The organism is Saccharothrix isguenensis, assembly GCF_052936305.1.
The window spans coordinates 1,769,426-1,787,021 of record NZ_CP193626.1 but is presented as its reverse complement, the minus strand read 5'-3'; the positions used below and the strand labels follow the sequence as shown (position 1 = coordinate 1,787,021).

Here is a 17,596-nt window from a genome sequence, read left to right as displayed (position 1 = left end):
TCTCGACCGATCAGGTGAACGGATTCGATAACAACCGCTACATCATCACCGATATCGCATCATGCGCGGACAAGATCGCCCATTCGATGACGGTACGCCGCGTCCGATTGCCTGAGGAGTTCGGTGAAGGCCAGCGAGACCACTCTCCGCAGCCTGCTGCAAGGAGAGCGCCAGTACGTCGTCCCGCTCTACCAACGCACCTACAGCTGGGAGCGGAAGGACCTCGACCAGCTCTGGCAGGACCTCACCGGGGTAGCGGACAGCGGAGGCGCCGCGTCGCACTTCCTCGGCTCGGTCGTCCTCGCCCCGAGCCCGGGCAACACGCCGGCGGGCGTGCAGGTGTGGTTGGTGGTCGACGGCCAGCAGCGGCTGACGACCCTGTCGATCCTGCTGTGCGCGATCCGCGACCACGTGCGAGCCCAGGACGCCCGACTGGCGGAGAAGATCGACGACCTCTACCTGTTCAACCGCTACGCCAACGGCCAGGAGCGGTACACGCTGCTGCCGACGCAGGCCGACCGGCCGTCGTGGATCAAGCTGCTGGAGCAGGCGCCCGACGCCGGGGGATCCGACCGGATCGGCGACGCCTACCGCTTCTTCCGCAAGGAGCTGGCGGCCGTCGACGACCCGGACGACCCGCATGACATCGCGCGCATCGAACAGGCGATCGCCGGACAGCTCAGCATCGTGGAGATCGCGGCGCACCCGGACGACAACGTGCACCGCATCTTCGAGTCGCTCAACCACACCGGCCAGCCGCTCACCCAGGCCGACCTGCTGCGCAACTACCTGTTCATGCGCCTGCCCACCCGTGCCGAGCACGTCTACACCCACCAGTGGCTGCCGTTGCAGGAGAGCTTGCCGAACAAGCAGCAGCTCGAAGAGCTGGTGTGGCTGGACCTGGTGCTGCGCGGCGACGACCGCGCCACCCAGGACGCGATCTACCAGTCCCAGCAGCACCTCCTGAGCAAGCTGTCGAGCGAGGCGGAAATCGAGTCCTGGATCGTCGAGCTGCACCACAAGGCACGGTTGTTCCGCCGGGTTCTCGACCCGGAGAACGAGCCGAACCCGGTCCTCCGGCGGGCGTTGGACCGGCTCAAGCGCTGGGCGGCGCAGGTCGTGCACCCGATCGCCTTGCGGGTGATGACGGCCCACCAGACCGGCAGCCTCGACGCCCACGAGGCCGCACGCGCGCTGCGCGTGGTGGAGAGCTTCCTGGTGCGCCGGATGATCGTCGGCATCGCCACCACCGGCACCAACCGCATCCTCATGACGTTGGTCAAGGAGCTGGGCGACGCCGTGCCGACGGCCGAGGAGATCACCCGCATCCTGTCGGGCCCGCGCAAGAAGTTCCCGACCGACCAGCACGTGCGCGAAGCCGTGCTGGTGAACAACTTCTACTGGATCGGCCGCGGCCCGCAGCGCACGTTCGTGCTGCGGTGCCTGGAGGAGGACTACCGCCACGGTGAGCCGATCGACTTCGCGGGCACGAGACTCACCATCGAGCACGTGCTCCCGCAGTCGCCCACCCAGGAGTGGCGGGACATGCTGACGGAGGAGCTGACCGGTGACGAGACTCCCGAGGAGCTGCACTCCAAGCTCGTGCACACGTTGGGCAACCTCAGCCTGACGGCCTACAACGCGAAGCTCGCCAACGACGGCTTCGCCGCCAAGAAGAAGATCCTCGCCGACAGCGGCCTGGCCATGAACCGCGAGATCGCGGGGGCGTCGAGGTGGGGCGCGACCGAGATCAGGGATCGCGGCCGGGCGCTCGCCGAACGGGCGTTGCGCATCTGGCCCGGCCCCACGGACGCGGCGGACAGCACGCCGGTGGAGCTGCCGTGGAGGCGGATGACCCAGATCCTCGCCTGCATCCCAGCCGGGCGGTGGACCAGCTACTCCGACGTGGCCGAGGTGATCGGCAGCCATCAGGTCCCCGTGGGGTCACGGCTCGCCAACGTGGTGACCCCCAACGCTCACCGAGTACTCAAGCTCAGCGGCGAGATTTCGCCGGACTTCCGCTGGCCCGACCCCAGTCGTACCGACGACCCCCGGGAGGTACTGAAGGCCGAGGGAGTCAGGTTCGATGCCAAGGGACGTGCGTCGGCCGAGCAGCGCCTGACGGCCATCGAGCTGGCCACTCTCGCGGATCTCGACGTCGACGTGCCGGAGATCGAGGTGGAGGCCGAGTGAGGACGCCGAACGTCCTCGTCGCCCCCTCCTACGGCAAGCCCCGTACCAGGGCGCACTTCCACGACACGATCGACGGCTGGGTTCCCTTCGCCGACGCTGAGCGGGGCCCGCTGTTGACTGACGAACAGCGCGAGCGCCTGCTCGCCCTGCACCCGTCGGGCGTCGCGCACTTCTGGGGTGCGGAGCCGAAGCACGCCAAGATGATGTCCGAGCTGAAGCGCGGCGATGTCGTCTTCTTCGTGGGCGACAAGAAGGTCAAGGCGATCGGCGAGGTCGGCTACCTCTTCGTCAACCGGGACTTCGCCGACAAGCTGTGGTGGAAGGAGGGCGACAAGGAGAACTTCGACCACGCCTACAGCGTGCTGAACGTGCGCATGGTCGAACGCCCGAAGCGCGACCTCGTGACGCTGTGCGGGTACAAGCCCAACTACGACATTCCCGGTCAGCGGTTCCTGCGGGAGCAGGACGTGCCGAACGTGCTGCGCGAGTTCGGCGTCGTCCCGACCATGCTGGAGAGACAGCTCGAAGAGGCGATCGAGCAAAACCTCGACGAGGTGCGCCGCTCGTGGATCACGCCGGTCGAGAAGGCTCATAAGAAGACGATCAAGCGCACCACCCCGGCGTCCACCACGGTCACCGACCGGGTCGAGACCGGCCTCGTCGAGCTCTACCAACGGTTCTGCGAACCGGAGGAGTTGGTCGCGTTCCGCACCGACAGCGACCTGCGCGCCGACCTCTACCGGGAGAACGGTGACGAGGTCGAGATCATCGAGGCGAAGAGCCTGGCCACGCACGGCAAGGTGCGCGAGGCCGTGGCCCAGTTGCTGGACTACGCGGTGCACAGCGTCCGGCCGGTCACCCGCCTGTCCGGGCTGTTCCCGGCCAGACCCGAGCGCGACGGGCTCGATTACCTGCACCGGTTGGGGATCGACTGCGTGTTCCTCGCCGAAGGCGGCTCGTTCAAGCGGGAGGCGGCTCCCGACGCGCGCCGCGAGCACATGATCCCGGTGTGGCGAGGAGTCTGAGCCGTTCGCCGTCCGGCGGTCCACCACACAGTCAGTCGGTGGACCGCCCGACACCGCTCGCGACGGCTTGAGCCCGCGCACCGCTGTCAGGGCCGTCGCGTTCGGCCGTGACCGTCTTCATCGGCGGCTCGGGCACCAGGCACGCCCCGACCGCCACGTCCAGCGCTTGTCGAGCGGCCTGCCAGCACTGGATTCCGCCCAGCGCGAGCAGCACCATGCCTATGAGCAGCAGCGTGTGCGGGATGACCGGCTCGGCACGCGCGCCGATCGCCAGCAACGCGCCGAGCTGACCGAGCACGCCCGCGCTGAACAGCACCGGGAACATCCGCGTGCACCGAGCCCACTGGGCCACGGCCGGGTTCGCCATGCCCAGCCACGCCAGCACCGCGCGACGCTGCGCGGGTGAGGCGAGGCAGGAGAAACCGAGCAGGTTGGTAATCGTCCGGTCGACGAGCACCTGCCGTTGCGTGTGAACGAGCACTTCTCGCACCTCCCGTGAGGGTGGGGCGGCGCGGGCGCGGAGAGCACTCGGAGAAGCGCCGCCCACGCCGCCCCTGGCGGCCAGCCGAAACAGGTCCGGCTCAGCCACCGGCCACGGGCATGGTGAGGATGGGCCGCAGCGCTTGGCGCAAGTCCTCGCGCAGCACGCAACCCGCCACCCCGCACGCTTTGCACATACCGTTCTTGTCGAGCGGGTGCGTGCCCAGGCACAGCGTGACCGCGTCGACCAGCCGGTGGGTCTCCGTACGCGCCATGCACAGTGAGTCTTCGTCATCGCCGTAGAGCACACCGATCATCAGCGCGGCCAGATGCTGCCGCAACGCGCGATCGACCTGCTTGACCTCTGATGGGCCTTCCATGACCACTCCCCTCGACCCGGTCGAGGATTGCAGCCTTCAGAGGCTCATGCCACGTCTTTCATTCGCTCTTCTGGGTGAGTTTCTGCTGTTCAGAAGCACAACCAACGATCTTGTGGTCGACTTTCTTGCAGACTACGTAAGAGGTGAGAACTTGGTCAGGCAGAAGCCGAGCGTGACTACCAGGGGAATCGGATTCGAGTTGGAGCGGTTGCGCCGGACCGCGAAGCTGAATCTGGACCAAGTCAGCAAGGGGATCGGTGTCTCGGCAGCCACGCTCAGCAGGCTGGAGAACGGCAAGCGGCAACCCAAGGTCGAGGAAGTAGCCTCGATCCTCACCGTCGTCGGCGTGACCGGTGCTGAACGCGACCGCCTGTTGGACCAAGCGCGAGGAGGCAGTGGCCTTGGCCTGGTCGAGGGCAGCAGCCCGACCGTCCAGAGTCGCACCTATCTGAACTTCGAGACCCGGGCGGTGAACATCACGAGCTTCCAACTCATGCTCGTGCCAGGACTCGCCCAGACCGCCGAGTACGCCTATGCGGCGATCAGTGCGCTCATGCTCGATCAAGAGGAACCCAACATCGAGGCCCGCGTGGCCCGCAGGATGGCCCGCCAGGCGATCTTGGGGCGACCGAAGGCCCCGCAGCTCAATCTGATCATCGCCGAGTACGCACTACGTCTGTCGCTGGGCGGGCCGCAGATCATGGCGCGTCAGGTTCGACACTTGGTGGAGTTGAGCCAGCGACCCAATGTCGCGACCCGCATCGTGCCGAACAGCGTCGTCGGACACCCGGGCCTCGCCGGACAGTTCGTCTTGTTGGAGTTCGCAAAGGACTCCGACATCGTCTTCGTCGAAGACCGCGCCACCGGGCTCTTCCTGGATGATCCCATCCGTGTCGCGAACTATAGGCTGGCAGTGGAGAAGCTCAGGGACGTAGCGCTGGACGAGCAGGAGTCCTTGCGGCTCATGGCATCCATCGCGGAGGACCACGACGGAGAGTGAGGTGGGGCAGGTATGACTACGCCTCGGTTCCGCAAGAGCAGTTACAGCGGAGATGCCGACTGCGTAGAGGTGGCGCTCGGACCAAACCTGGCGCTACTGCGCGACTCGAAGAACCAGGAGGCGGGTCAACTCAGGTTCAGTGTCGACAGCTTCCGCTCCTTCACGAAGCACCTGAGGGCCAGCTAACCAGCGGGGCGGTCCGCTGCGACCGCCCCGCTTAGTGCGCCTGGTGGCGAGGGCCCTGCCCAGGCGACGGATCAAGGATCGTTTGATAAGCCTCGCCAGTGTCGATCGCCTTCTGCATTCGGTCGTAGACGTCAAGGACCAACCGCTTAGTGCGGTACTCACCGAACGTAGCCTCATCCTTACGTTTCACGATCGGGAATGTCTCCATAATATGGTCGACATCATCACGACTCACACCGTAGAGATGGAAGAAGGCAGCGTCCAACTCCGCCCTCATAAACACCCGTCGACCGCCATCCCACACAAAGGGAGAACCTTCATCGCCCAAGTCAAATGCATACTCGGTGAGCGCCCACGATGTGTAGCTCAGTTCCAGCACTCTCGATCGGATCCACTGTTCGGCAGACTGCGCCCGATCCCAGGCTGCTGGCGCTTCAGCCACTGCCGGAGAGATTACGGGCAACTGCATGAGATAACTGTAGGTCAGATGCGTGCCACCGATTTTCTGGCGTGCAATGTAGTCAAAGACGAACGCAGACAACGTCGCCGGAAGGACTTCGAATCCTCGTGCCGAGAATATGAGCGGCATGACATGCCCGACGCCGACCAGTGGCAGCACACCACCGATCACGGTACGCTCATCTGTAGTCCGACAGATATCGCGAAACCCGATCAACCAGCCGCGATCGGCACGATTCCTCTTCTGAACCTCCCTGGCATCGACCCAATATCGAGGCTCGACACAGTACAGAGGATCTTGATGCTGTTGGACAGTCACCCGAGGAAGCGTTCCCATGTTCGCCTGCGCTTCGGTTTGGCCGAGATACGTCCCGAGGCGGTGGTCGAAGTGGTGCAACATCTTAGCCTCATACAGCGGCAACTGCATCGCGTACCTATGCTCATCGCCCGCACCAACAAAGAGCGCTGAGTCGGACGTCATATTGAAAAGTCCTTGCATAAACGAAATTCCCCACGCGTTACCCTCAGGCACACCTGATCGCACCATGATCGGAACCGTTCGATAAACCCGAAGGGTAATCTCCGCGTCTCGGCGAGTTCTAAACACCGGACACGTGCCAGTGTTAGGGTTAAGCAACAGGATTTCCGATGGCGACATGGAGAAACTGCCGGATTCCAGGTCACGCATGTAGCGAATAAAAAATGCGAATCGCGCTTCGTTGACGCGCACCTGCCGGCCACCTGCGGTCAAGAGACTGAAGTGAAAGCTATGGTGCACATCTCGACTCAAAAGGAAGGCTTCGTTCTCGAAGTCGTAGAATGAGATCAGCGAAGATGCGTCAACCATGGCACGGAAGAAGTACTGCGTGTTCGCATCCGTGGCAATACCAGTCGGCAACACCATGCCAAATCGCCCATGATCGGCCACGACACTCCGTGCACACTCCGCAAATAGAGGGTCCAACTTGACCCGCCCGCGACCACACAAGGGATACCGACCAGAAGACGAAGCAAGATGGCGAAACCCATCCACTTCCCGCTTCGCCGACCGATAGATCCTGTCGAGTTGCGGGTCAAATTCTGAGAGATTTTCGATAAGCTTCTTTCGTTTATCCCCTGCCGCATTTGCGATTCGTGGAGCACGAGAGGCAAAGAATTCTTGCTCTTTCAGTTCGATATTCTCCCACGGCGGGTTGCCCAGCACGCAAGAAAACCCGCCGGACCAGCCGGTCTTCTCGTCGGCGTCGGCGTCATCGCCGACGTGGAAGACCTCGGGAAACTCCAGGTGCCAGTGGAAGAACCGGTAGTCCTCGGTCAGCTTCCGCACCAACTCGCGCGTACCCGGGTCGACGCGGTCCGGCTCGGCGTCCAGGTTCATGATGGTCTGGTAGGTCAGCGGCCACGGTCCGGCGATGGCTGCTTGATCAGCCCTCGCCGTCGCGTTCTCCGCGCCGGGCACAAGGTTCTTCGGCGCGACGAACGCCGCGCACCAGGCATCCGCGACTTCCTTGCGATGCTGGAAGTCTGCCGACTGCGAGTAGCCCCGATACCGCATGGCCTGCGCGTGGACGTCCGCAAGCGCGCGGGGCACCTGTCCGGCGATTTCGGCGACCTGCTTCGCCAACTTCTGGTTGCCGGTGTCGATCGCCGCGCCACCGAACAGATCCAGGGTGTTGTTCTTGTACTCGGTCGCGTTGAGCTTCTTGAGCCCTGCGACGGCCACCTTGTCGTCACCTTCCAGCGGCTTGAACGCGCTGTCCGGCAGGCCATCGGCGAGCAGCTTGGGCGTGACGCCGAGCAGTGAGTTGCCGACCTTGATGTGGGCGTCGAGGAAGCTCAGCGGCTTACCGGGCTCCAGCGATTCCATCCACAGACTGACCTTCGCCAGTTCCACGGCCCAGTCGTTGAGGTCCACGCCGTAGATGCATCTGGCGATGACGTCATGCACCGCGTGCCGCACGTCATCGGCGGACGGCTCGATCTCCTCCGTCCGCACGACCGCGAGGCGCTTGGCAATACGCCGGGCAGCGGCGACGAGGAAGTGCCCCGACCCACAGGCCGGGTCGCACACCGTCAGCGCCAAGAGCGCCGCTTCCTGCTCCTCCCGAGTCGCTTTGCCCTCCACGGCATCGTCGAGAACGGGCTCCAGCGCCGAGTCCAGCAGGCACTCCACGAGCGAGGACGGCGTGTAGTAGGAGCCGGTGGTCTTGCGTTCGTTGCCACCCAGCACCTCCAACCGGAACGTGCGCTCGTCCGGGTCGTGGCGCGGCAGGTAGGCGAGCAGCGTCTCGTAGACGCTGCCCAGTTCCTCGGCGTCGAGGTTGCGGTAGTCCACGGTCCGCCGGGGCCCGGTGCCGCCCTTGAGCACGCACAGGCTGCGCACGGCCGCCAGCAGGTCCTGGTTGGCCAGCGTCGCGTCCCGCAGCGGCCGGTCCAGCGGTCCGCGCTGGAAGATGCCGCCCAGGCCGGGCAGCGCGAGGCCGGGCAGACCGTTCGCCGACGCCTCGTCGGCAAAGTCGCCATTCTCGTTGACCTCTGGACCGCCGAGCGCGTGCAGGACCAGTTGCAGCGCCTTCCACCGGTCACCGTGCCGCGTCCCCAGCCGCCGCATGGCCGCCGTCCGCAGCCGTGCCGACGAGAAGTACTCGTTGTAACGCGCCTTGGCGTCCTCGGAGGCGTCCGGGTCGAGGAGGGCTCCGCGATCCTCGGCGACGAACAGGAACAGCAGCCGGTAGACCGCGCGTAGCAGCGAGCGCTGGTAATCCTCGGCGCGCAGCGCGCCCGACCGCAACTGCTCGCGCAGCTCGACGTTCTCCGGGTGCCGGATGAAGCCGGTGCCGAGGATGTTGATGGCCTCGACCACCCCGTCCTTGAGCTGGTCCAGCGCCCGCTGGCCGCGCTCGATGGACTGGGTGCGCCACCGCTCCAGCCAGCAGTCGGCCGGGCCGCCGTCCTCGGACAGCACCTCGAACCGCGACTGGTGCAGCAGCGCGAACAGCAGCACGAACTCGTTGTAGAGGTCGCCGCCGAACATCGCTTCGAGGTCGAACTCGACGTAGGACGCGCGCACCAGCGACGTGGAGTCGCGCAGCAGCCTCACCGCCCGGCCGTTGCTGACGATCGCCCACAGGTACTCGTCAGAGCGGTTGACCAGCTCCTGCGCCATGGACGTCGGCGCGGCGGTGGCCGCGCCCTTGGTGCCCGGTGTGCGCTTGTCGACGGGCGTGTTCCAGCCGACCAGGTGGATAGGCACGCTGTGCCAGCGGTGGCTGATGGGGAACGACTTGCCGTCGCCGACCAGGCCGCCGCTCGGCGCGGCGTCCAGCTTCCCGTAGCCGAGTTGGGCGAACAGCAGCTCGGTCCACAGCTTGCGCGTCACGGCGGCCGACACGTCGTCGGGGCGGCGTTCCAGCTCGTCCTGGAACCGGGACCACTGGCCCGTCAGGTAGCTCCACGAGCGGTTGGCCGCGTCACGGATGCGTTCGCCGCCCAGGTGGTAGGCGTCGGTGGTGAAGCCGTCGAGGTCTTTCACGGCTTCGGTGCGGCCGCCCAGGCCGAGCGACACCCGGTTGAGCAGGTCGGCGGGCAGCAGGCCGCCGATGGAACGGATGGAGGTGAAGGTCTCGGTGCTCACGCGGAAGCGCCCCCATCGGCGATCGGCAAGTACACGTACACGCCCAGCACGTCGGCGGGCTTCTGGGCGGTGACCTTGAGGTTGCGCACACGGGCGCCCGCCGCCCGGCGGACGGCGTGGTGGCTGGCGCGCAGTTCCTCGGCCAGTTCCTCGCCCCTGCGGTCGAGTTCACCGATCACGTCGTCGAGGCGTTTGACGGCGCGCTCGGCGAACGTGCGGGCCTGGTCCACGGGAATGTTGGCGTCGGGGGTCGCGACCAGCAGACCGTCCACTTCGGACTTCGTCAGCCACTCCGGCGAGCCCGGGCTGCCCCGGTAGGCCAGCAGCTGCGCGTCCTCGGCGACCAGGGGGCGGTCACCGGAGCGCGAGGGCAGCACCAGGTGGAACCGGTACCGCACGAGCAGCAGTGTCGTGCGCACGGCCACGGCCTTCGTGCGGGCGACGCCGCAGCGGCGCGCGGGACGTGCGCGTGCCTCGCCGTTCGTCGTGTCCAACGCCATGTCGAGCACGAACCGGGCCACCGCCTGCACGGTCGGGTCGGTGCGGGTGAGCACGGCGTGCTTGGGCGAGGGCAGCGGCAAATCGGGGTGGAAGGGCAAGGGCTCGGCCCGCCGGACGGGCAGGGCTTCCCGCAGCGCGGGCGGCAGCGCGGCCGTCGTGGCGGTGAAGGCGGCGGGCGCGACCTCCGCTTCGGTGGTGATGACCGTGGAGCCGAGCGCACGGAGCGCTTCGCGGGTGAACTCGACGATCTCCGCGCGAGTGCCCAGGGCGTCACGCACGGCGCGGACCTGCTCGCCGACCACCTGCGGGTCGATGGTGTTCTGCGCGAACCGGCTGCGGGACCGCTTCTCGCGCTCGGCGGCGCTCTCCCAGTCGCGGTGCAGGGTTTCGCGTTCCGGCAGCAGACCCAGGTCCAGCATCGGCTGGTCGGCCTGGTTGTCGCCGCGCAGCTCCAAGCCCTCCATCAACGCGTGCAGGAGGTTGTCGGTCTCCGCCGGCACCGGCACGGACACACCGGTGGCCTTGCGGATCTTCTCGTGCTTGCGCAGCAGCACGTCCAGCACGATGCCGTCGATGCCGTTGTCCGCGCCGTAGACGGTCATGGCGCGCACGACGCTGCCCGGCTTCTGCCCGAACCGGTCCACCCGGCCTTCCCGCTGCTCGTGCCGGGTCGGGTTCCACGCGAGGTCGTAGTGCACGACCGCGTTGAAGTGCTCCTGGAGGTTGACGCCTTCCGACAGGCAGTCGGTGGCGATGAGGACGTGCTTGCCCGGCTTGTCGGTCAGCTCCCTGATCCGGCCGATGCGCTCGGTCGGCGGCAGGGTGCCGGTGACCGACTCCACGGACGTGCCGCGTCCCAGCTTGCCGGTGAGCTGTTCGGCCAGGTACTCGGCGGTGTCGATGAACCGGCAGAACACGATCGGCGCGTAGCCGTCGGCCAGCAGGCCCTTGAGGGTCTTGGTGAGCAGGGCGAGCTTGGTGTCGTCCTTGCCCTCCAGCTTCGTGGCGCGGGCGGCGAAGTCACGCAGCCGCCTGCGGGTCGCGGTGTCGTCGTCCTCCGCCTCGGCGTCCGCGCCGGGCGTCACGTCCGCGGCCTCGATCGCCTCGTCGTCGGCCTGGTCGAGCACCGTGGCGCGGCCCAGCTCGTCGGCTTCCTCGGCGCTGTCGGCGGCGCCGGCGGCGGCACGGGTGCGCAGCGTCTTGGCCGCCGCGCGCGGCGAGGACGCCAGTGCGCGCAGCAGCGCCAGCGCCGACCACCACCGCACCCGCTGGCGCACCGCTCCCCCGGCCTCGTCGCGCACCTGCTCGCGGACGAACTCCAGCACGCTGGTGAACAGCGACCGGTAGGCCGGGCTCAGCCGGTAGGCGACTTCCTTGCTCTCCCGGTCCTTCGGGAACGGGGTCTCCTCGTCGAGGTAGTCGCGGATGTCGGCGCGTCGGCGCTGCACGAAGTGCTCGGCCAGCCGACGCCGTCCCCGCTCGTCGTCGAAGTGCACGGTCGCCAACTCCGGGTCGAGCAAACCGAGGAGGTTGCGGAACGCCTCCTCCTTGCCGCTGTGCGGGGTGGCGGTCACGAGCACCAGGTGCCGCTCCCGGTCGTCGGCCAGCTTGCGCAGCAGTTCGTAGCGGAGCATGCGGGCGGTGCCCGTCCGGTCGTCGGTCCCGATGCAGGTGTGCGCCTCGTCGACGATCACCAGGTCCGGGCAGGACCGGATGAACTCGTCCCGGCGACGGGTGGACTTGATGAAGTCGGTGGACACCACCGTGTACGGGTAGCGCTCGAACACCGTCTCGTTGCCGATGAGCGTGCGCTCCAGGCGCGTGGCGGTGCTGGGCAGCACGAGTTCGGCGCGCAGCCCGAACTTGTCGCTCAGCTCCTCGCGCCACTGCTCGGCCAGTGCCGGGCTGCACAGCACGGTGAGCCCCCGGGCCTCGCCTTGCGCCAGCAGCTCGGTCGCGATCAGCCCGGCCTCGATGGTCTTGCCGATGCCGACGTCGTCGGAGATCAGCAGCCGCACGACCTCCTGCCGCATCGCCATCAGCAGCGGCACGTACTGGTAGGGACGGGGATCGACGGAGAGGCCCGCCAGCGAGCGGAACGGGCCCGCGCTGGCGTTGAAGCCGATGCGCAACGCCGACCGCAGCAGCGAGGCGCGGCTGAAGTCGCCCAGGTCTTCGGGGTCCGGCTTGGGGAAGCTCGCCGAGCGCACGTCCTCCAGTTCGGGCAGCACGGCGGCGACGTCGTCCTCCGTGCCACCGAGAGGGCGCAGCACCAGGAAGTCCGCCGAACTGTCGGGCAGGACCACCCACTCGCGGCCACGGGCCTGGACCAGTGAACCGACGGCGAAGCTCGTCACACGTTCTCCCTGTTCATCGTGCACCACTGCCGGCACCGAACACCGAGGCGTGGCGCGCCACGACGCTCGACCAGTCGTCGTCGTAGCGGACCCGCACCACCGCCCAGCCACAGTCCATCAGACGCTCCTCGGCGTCCTCGTCACGCTCGGCCACAGACGTGTCGTCATGTTTGGGGCCGTCGAGGAACACCGCGACCGCACCGCCCTTGAGGTGGTAGACGAAGTCCGGCCGTGCCCGCGCCGCCTCGACGGCGACCTGCGCCGCGTCCGGCAAACGATATTGGTGCTCACGCAGCCAGGCCACGAAATCCCGCTCCAACCCGGAGTCGGAAGCATAGGTGAGCTGCTCGGCCTGCTCGTCGCGGCTCACGCCGGACCCGGCGGGCACCGTCGAACCCGACGCGAACTCCAGCAGCAGCTCACGCACCTTGTGCCGGTTGATCAGCCGGTGGTCGCCCTGGTTGCCGTAGGACAGCAGGCAGTCGTAGCAGGCCAGCTCGCAACGCTCGTCGGGCGGCGCCTGCTGCACGTCCTGACCCGACTCCGGGTCGAAGTGCATGATCTCCAGCGCCGCCCGCGCCACCCGGGCGAGGTCGCCGCGTTCCGTCTGGAGCCTGCGCAGCACGCCCGCGCCACCTTCGGCGGACTCGATGAACAGGGTGCGGCCGCGGTCCAGGTCGTCCGGCAGGGCCTCGCTGACCAGCTCGGCGTCCTCCAACTGGAAAGTTGCCTCTATACCGCGTTCGAGCGCGTAGCGCAGGGTCGTCGCGGTCTCGTGGTCGAGGGCGCGGGCCGCTCGGAAGACCAGGATGTTGCGGCGGTCCTCGACGAACGGGATCACCTTCATCTTCCGCTCGACCTCGCCGGCCTCGACCAGCTCGTCGTCACCGGGCACGGCGTCCGGGGCGTCCTTCGCGGCGAGCCACCGGCCGGTGACGGTGTCGAGCCAGAAGCCGATGTCCTCGCGCTTCTTGCGGCGCGAGTGCCCGAGATTCGTCACCCGGATGGTCGCGGTGTCGCCGTAGGCGAGGTGCGCCAACGACCTCCCGTCGGCGTCGACGAACTCGGCGTCCAGGTGGCCGGGGCGGTCGCCGTGGTCGGTGAACCGGTAGGAGGTCTCCTTCTCGAACCCGGCCCGCCGGCGCTCCTCCTCATCGGAGGAGATGCGCTCGCGGCGGCGGGTGAACACCGTCTGGAGCTGGAGCAGGTTCGACCGGATCGGCGCCAACGGACTGTCGCAACTGTCGCACCGGTCGGTGCCCGGCTGCGCCTGGTGGTGGTATCCGCACGACGGGCAGCGGCGCGCCTCGTCGGTGTCCAGCGACATCTCACCCGATGACGTCACGGGAAGTTGGACCTGGGTGACCTGGTAGCGGGCGCCCTCGTGGTAGATCAGCGCGCCGGGACCGAACTCGTTGATCGCCAGGAACCGGGGCCGCTGGATGTAGTTGCCCTCCGAACGCCACCGGCGGTGGCCGGGGATGTAGGCGGCCAGCGGCAGGCGGGGGAAGGAGTAGCCGGGCAGGAAGCCTTCCGAGGCGAAGTAGCGGTAGGCGTAGAAGTCGGACTGGAAGGTGTCCGAGTCCTCGTTGCACAGCAGCTTGATCTGGTTCTCCGCGACTCGGCGTCGCGTGGCCGCCCGGTCGCGGGCCTGCGGCGTCGCCGAGTGGTCGCCGACCAGCCGGTGCTGCTTGTCCCGCTCGGCCTGGGCGTTGCGGTACATGTCGCGCCAGCGGTCGAGCGCCCGGTCGAACTGGTGCGGGGCGGCGGCGACCACTTCCTCGATCCACCCCTCGTACCACCAGGAGACGTCGGCGAGCCTCGGCATGTCACCGACCACCGCGTGAGCTCGCTGGACGGCCCGGCGCTGAGCCCCCTGCTCGGAGATGACGGCTTGGACCTCCGGCAGCACGGGAAGCTTCCGGTCCTCCACGCTCAGCAGCTTGTTGATCGCGCCGCCCAGCGACTGGCCGGTCTCCGCGAGCCAGATGGCCTGCACGTGGGAACGCACCAGGTCCTCGTTGGCCAGGTCCAGACGTGGCGGCTCGACGGCTCCGGCGACCATGCGTTCCTGGCGGGCGAAGTAGTACTGGTCGTGGCTGTTGCCCGTGGCGCAGTACGTCACCACGAGGGCGGGCTGGCCGGAGCGACCGGCGCGACCGCTGCGCTGCGCGTAGTTCGCCGGTGTCGGCGGCACGTTGCGCATTCCGACCGCGTTGAGGCTCGCGATGTCCACGCCGAGTTCCATCGTCGGCGAGCAGTACATCAGCGGCAGGTCGCCCTTGCGGAACGCCGCTTCCCGCTCCTGCCGCTGCTCCGGGTCGACCTGGGCGGTGTGCTCCTTGGCTTCGAGACCCGCCAGCGCACCGGCCAGTTCGCGGTAGAGGTGCACGAAGAACGCGTTCGTCCGCGGTGCGGTGTCCGCGTCGTAGGAGCGCCGCACGGGGTCGAGCGCGCCCGCCGTGCCGTCACCGGGCCGGAGGATGATCGTCGAGGTCATCAGCTGGTAGCCCGGAGATCCGGCCTTGTCGGCGGGGATCGCGATGGTCACGAGCCCTTGCTTCTCGAACACGGCGAGGAGGTCGCCGATGATCTTCTCCGCGTCTTCCCGCCCGAGCTTGTGCCCGCCGTTGACCGCCCTCAGCTCGGGATGGTTGATCAGGTAGCGGCCGAACGCCGAACGCCCGGTGAGGTTCAGCTCGCGGCGCGGCCCGCCGGGGCGGCCGGAGCGGACGAACGCGTAACCGACCTTCGGCTCGGTCTCCCGCTCCCCCAGCGCCCACGGGCCTTCCAGCAGTTGCGCGCTGCGGTTGCGCAGCCGTTCGAACCCGTCCTGGCTGAACGACTCGACCGCCAGGGCGAGCACCCGGCGGAACTCGTTCAGCAGCGCCCGGCCGATCTCCTCCCGCAGACCATCGGGCGCGTCCCTCAACACGGGGTACTTGTCCTGCCAGAACGGCTCGTGCCCGGCGAGCTCGCGCAAGTCCTGGTAGTCGACCCTGATCAGACCCGTCTGCTCCAGGTTCGGCATGGTGATCCGCCAGCCGCTCTCCAGGTCCTGGTAGACACGGTGGGCGACGACCTCGCGCAACGCCCGCCACGCCGTGTCCTGCCGGCTGAACAGCGCGTCCTTGGCCTGGGCGAAGTCGGTGAAGTCCAGCTTGAGCGCGGCCACGACCTGGCGACCCAGTTCGTCGAAGGTCAGGCCTTCCGGGCCCGCGTCGACAGCGGCCTGGTAGAGCGCTCCGCGCAGCTGCGCGACCTGCACGAAGTCGTTGAAGTGGCCGGCTTGGAGGCTCGCGTCCTGCCGGTTGTCGACGAAGGTGAGCAGCTTGCGCGCGTCGGTCGGCAGCTCGTCCTCCGGGAACTCGCGCAGGCTGCGGACGATGCTCGCGCCCACCACGCTGACGGCGGAACTGCGGCCCTCGACGTCCAGGGTCGCCAGCTTCGCGAAGTCCCGACCACGCACTTGTTCGTAGGAGATGCGGCAGCGCAGGCAGAACAGGAACGGGCTGGGCACGTAGGCGGCACGCAAACCCTCACCGGGTTCGTTCTCGTGCCCGTCGACGCCGACCCACACCTCTCTCGGAACGTACTTGCGCCTGCTGGGCACCACCTCGGGATAGCCGTCCGAGGTCTCCGACATCCACGAGTTCGGCAGGCGGTTGTCGAACTCCAGGTCCAACCGCCACGGGAGGTCGTCGCTGACGTACAGGTAGCCGTTGTCCGCATCGCCGCCGCTGGCGTCGCGGTCCTGGCGAGGCTCGTACCTGGTGACACCGTGGCGGGTGGTGCGCGCGACGACCAGGTAGTCCTGACCGCACTCGCGGCAGAACGCCAACGGCAGCAGCACCTTCTCCGGTTCGTTCGGCGCGACCAGCTGGTACTTGCCGACGATGCGGCGCTCCGATTCCGGCTCCAGGCTGACGTGGACGCTGTCGCCCTTGGACAGGAACTGGTGGAGGCGGAACGCGAACAGCGGCCGTCCCGTCTCGGGATCGCAGACGTTGCTGCCCGCCTGCAACACCCGCCGGATCGCGGCGGCGCACATCGTCGCGTCCAGTGCGGTGCGCGTCGCCAACTCCTCGGCCGCCACCTCGACCTTGACCGGGGTCTGCCGCACGAGTGCGCCGGTACCGCGGTCGGTGGTGAGTCCGAAGGCCGACTCCACCCACACGGCGAGCGGGTCGAGACGCAGTTCCTCGAACGACATGCCGGAGTGGTCGTGGCCCACGGCGGTGGTCAGCGCCTCGGTACCTGGCTGAATGTCGGCGGTGGCCCGGACCAACGTCTCACCGATCACGTGCTCCGGCATGACCGGAGCCCCGAACAGCCGGCCTGCCACCTCTGCGACCACCGCGCGCCGTTCGTTGATCGTGCCCTCGGTCGACATGGTGGCCGACGTGCCCACGCAGTGCAGGTCCGGCGCCTGGCAGGCGTCGCGCACGCGCCTGACCAACATCGCCACGTCGGCGCCTTGACGACCGCGATAGGTGTGCAACTCGTCGAGCACCAGAAAACTCAGGCCCTGAGCGGCACGGATGAGTTTGGCGCGCTCCCGAGGCCTGGTCAGGACCAAGTCCAGCATGACGTAGTTGGTGAGCAGGATGTCGGGCGGATTGTTGAGGATCCGCTCCTTCTCCTGTTCGGACTCCTGCCCCGTGTAGCGCTCGAAGGTCACCGGAGGCGCATCGGCGGGGTAGCCGAAGGCGAGGAACTTCTCCAATTCGTGCCGCTGGCTGTTCGCCAGCGCGTTCATCGGGTAGACGACGATCGCCTTGATGCCCTTTCGGCGTTCGCCACGCAGCACGTGGTCGACGATCGGCACGATGTAGGACAGGCTCTTCCCTGATCCGGTACCCGTGGTGAGCACGTAGTTGTGCCCTCGGCGTGCCACCTCGACGGCTTCGCGCTGGTGCCGGTGCAGGGTCAGCGGCCGACGTCCCGGATCTCCGGAGTGCTCTTTGACCCGAAAGATCCGTTCGCATTCCGGGTGCAACACACCATCGTGGACCAAGGTGTCGATCGAACCGCCCGATGCGAAACTGGGGTTCAGCGAGACCCACGGATCAGGCCACTGCCGACCGCGGGCGAGTTCCACGTCGACGTAGTCCCGAACCCTGGTGTCCCGGATTCCGACAAAGGCCGACGTGAAGCCGCGGTAGTCGTCGACCAGTCGCGCTCGCACGTCGAAGATGTCACGCACCGGTTTGTCGTTCATTCGCCACCACCTCGGACGCTACCGTACCGATCGAACTCGTCCCGTCACGACTTGCTCCGGAAGACGTCGCGCTTGACGAGTCCCACCATGCCGCTTCCCGATCCAACGCCGACTCCAACAGCACATCGGTGGTTACCGCGAAAACGTCACAGCACCGCTC

The 17,596-nt window shown here is 67.5% G+C and carries 9 protein-coding genes; 4 read left to right on the top strand and 5 right to left on the bottom strand.

Annotated features, from left to right (window positions below):
• Positions 1-123 precede the first annotated feature (123 nt).
• Positions 124-2,193 (top strand): GmrSD restriction endonuclease domain-containing protein, encoded by a 2,070-nt coding sequence (locus ACRAKI_RS08665; protein WP_447006530.1) that lies wholly within the window; start codon positions 124-126, stop codon positions 2,191-2,193.
• The gene (locus ACRAKI_RS08660; RefSeq protein WP_447006529.1) at positions 2,190-3,218 is read left to right on the top strand and encodes a hypothetical protein; all 1,029 of its coding nucleotides are present in this window, start codon (positions 2,190-2,192) and stop codon (positions 3,216-3,218) included. Before ACRAKI_RS08665 ends, ACRAKI_RS08660 begins: the two co-directional genes overlap by 4 nt.
• A gap of 31 nt (positions 3,219-3,249) precedes the next feature.
• Here the strand turns inward: ACRAKI_RS08660 and ACRAKI_RS08655 are convergent, their stop codons facing one another.
• Together ACRAKI_RS08655 and ACRAKI_RS08650 are read right to left on the bottom strand one after the other, a co-directional pair.
• Entirely contained in the window at positions 3,250-3,699 is a 450-nt protein-coding gene (locus ACRAKI_RS08655) for a hypothetical protein (RefSeq protein ID WP_447006528.1), read from the bottom strand.
• 100 nt (positions 3,700-3,799) lie between these two features.
• Positions 3,800-4,078: a hypothetical protein gene (locus tag ACRAKI_RS08650; protein ID WP_447006527.1), complete on the bottom strand. Its 279-nt coding sequence runs from the start codon at positions 4,076-4,078 to the stop codon at positions 3,800-3,802.
• On the opposite strand from ACRAKI_RS08650, the gene ACRAKI_RS08645 reads away from it, so the two are divergent.
• Positions 4,077-5,078: a helix-turn-helix domain-containing protein gene (locus ACRAKI_RS08645; protein ID WP_447006526.1), complete on the top strand. Its 1,002-nt coding sequence runs from the start codon at positions 4,077-4,079 to the stop codon at positions 5,076-5,078. The genes ACRAKI_RS08650 and ACRAKI_RS08645 overlap by 2 nt on opposite strands.
• A 12-nt stretch (positions 5,079-5,090) precedes the next feature.
• Positions 5,091-5,264, top strand: coding sequence for a DUF397 domain-containing protein (locus ACRAKI_RS08640; RefSeq protein ID WP_447006525.1), 174 nt, complete (start codon positions 5,091-5,093; stop codon positions 5,262-5,264).
• 31 nt (positions 5,265-5,295) lie between these two features.
• Here the strand turns inward: ACRAKI_RS08640 and ACRAKI_RS08635 are convergent, their stop codons facing one another.
• From ACRAKI_RS08635 to ACRAKI_RS08625, 3 genes are read right to left on the bottom strand one after another with little or no spacing between them, the layout of a single operon-like run.
• Positions 5,296-9,357: an Eco57I restriction-modification methylase domain-containing protein gene (locus ACRAKI_RS08635; protein WP_447006524.1), complete on the bottom strand. Its 4,062-nt coding sequence runs from the start codon at positions 9,355-9,357 to the stop codon at positions 5,296-5,298.
• A complete protein-coding gene (locus ACRAKI_RS08630; RefSeq protein WP_447006523.1) occupies positions 9,354-12,215 on the bottom strand; it encodes a helicase-related protein in 2,862 nt (953 codons plus the stop codon). The genes ACRAKI_RS08635 and ACRAKI_RS08630 overlap by 4 nt, the downstream gene beginning before the upstream one ends.
• Before the next feature lie 13 nt (positions 12,216-12,228).
• Positions 12,229-17,436, bottom strand: coding sequence for a DEAD/DEAH box helicase (locus ACRAKI_RS08625; RefSeq protein ID WP_447006522.1), 5,208 nt, complete (start codon positions 17,434-17,436; stop codon positions 12,229-12,231).
• Positions 17,437-17,596: the final 160 nt, after the last annotated feature.

Coding starts and splice junctions, on each gene's coding strand:
- ACRAKI_RS08645 (WP_447006526.1), top strand. CDS start 4,077: ATGACCACTCCCCTCGACCCGGTCGAGGATTGCAGCCTTCAGAGGCTC.
- ACRAKI_RS08650 (WP_447006527.1), bottom strand. CDS start 4,078: ATGGAAGGCCCATCAGAGGTCAAGCAGGTCGATCGCGCGTTGCGGCAG.
- ACRAKI_RS08625 (WP_447006522.1), bottom strand. CDS start 17,436: ATGAACGACAAACCGGTGCGTGACATCTTCGACGTGCGAGCGCGACTG.
- ACRAKI_RS08640 (WP_447006525.1), top strand. CDS start 5,091: ATGACTACGCCTCGGTTCCGCAAGAGCAGTTACAGCGGAGATGCCGAC.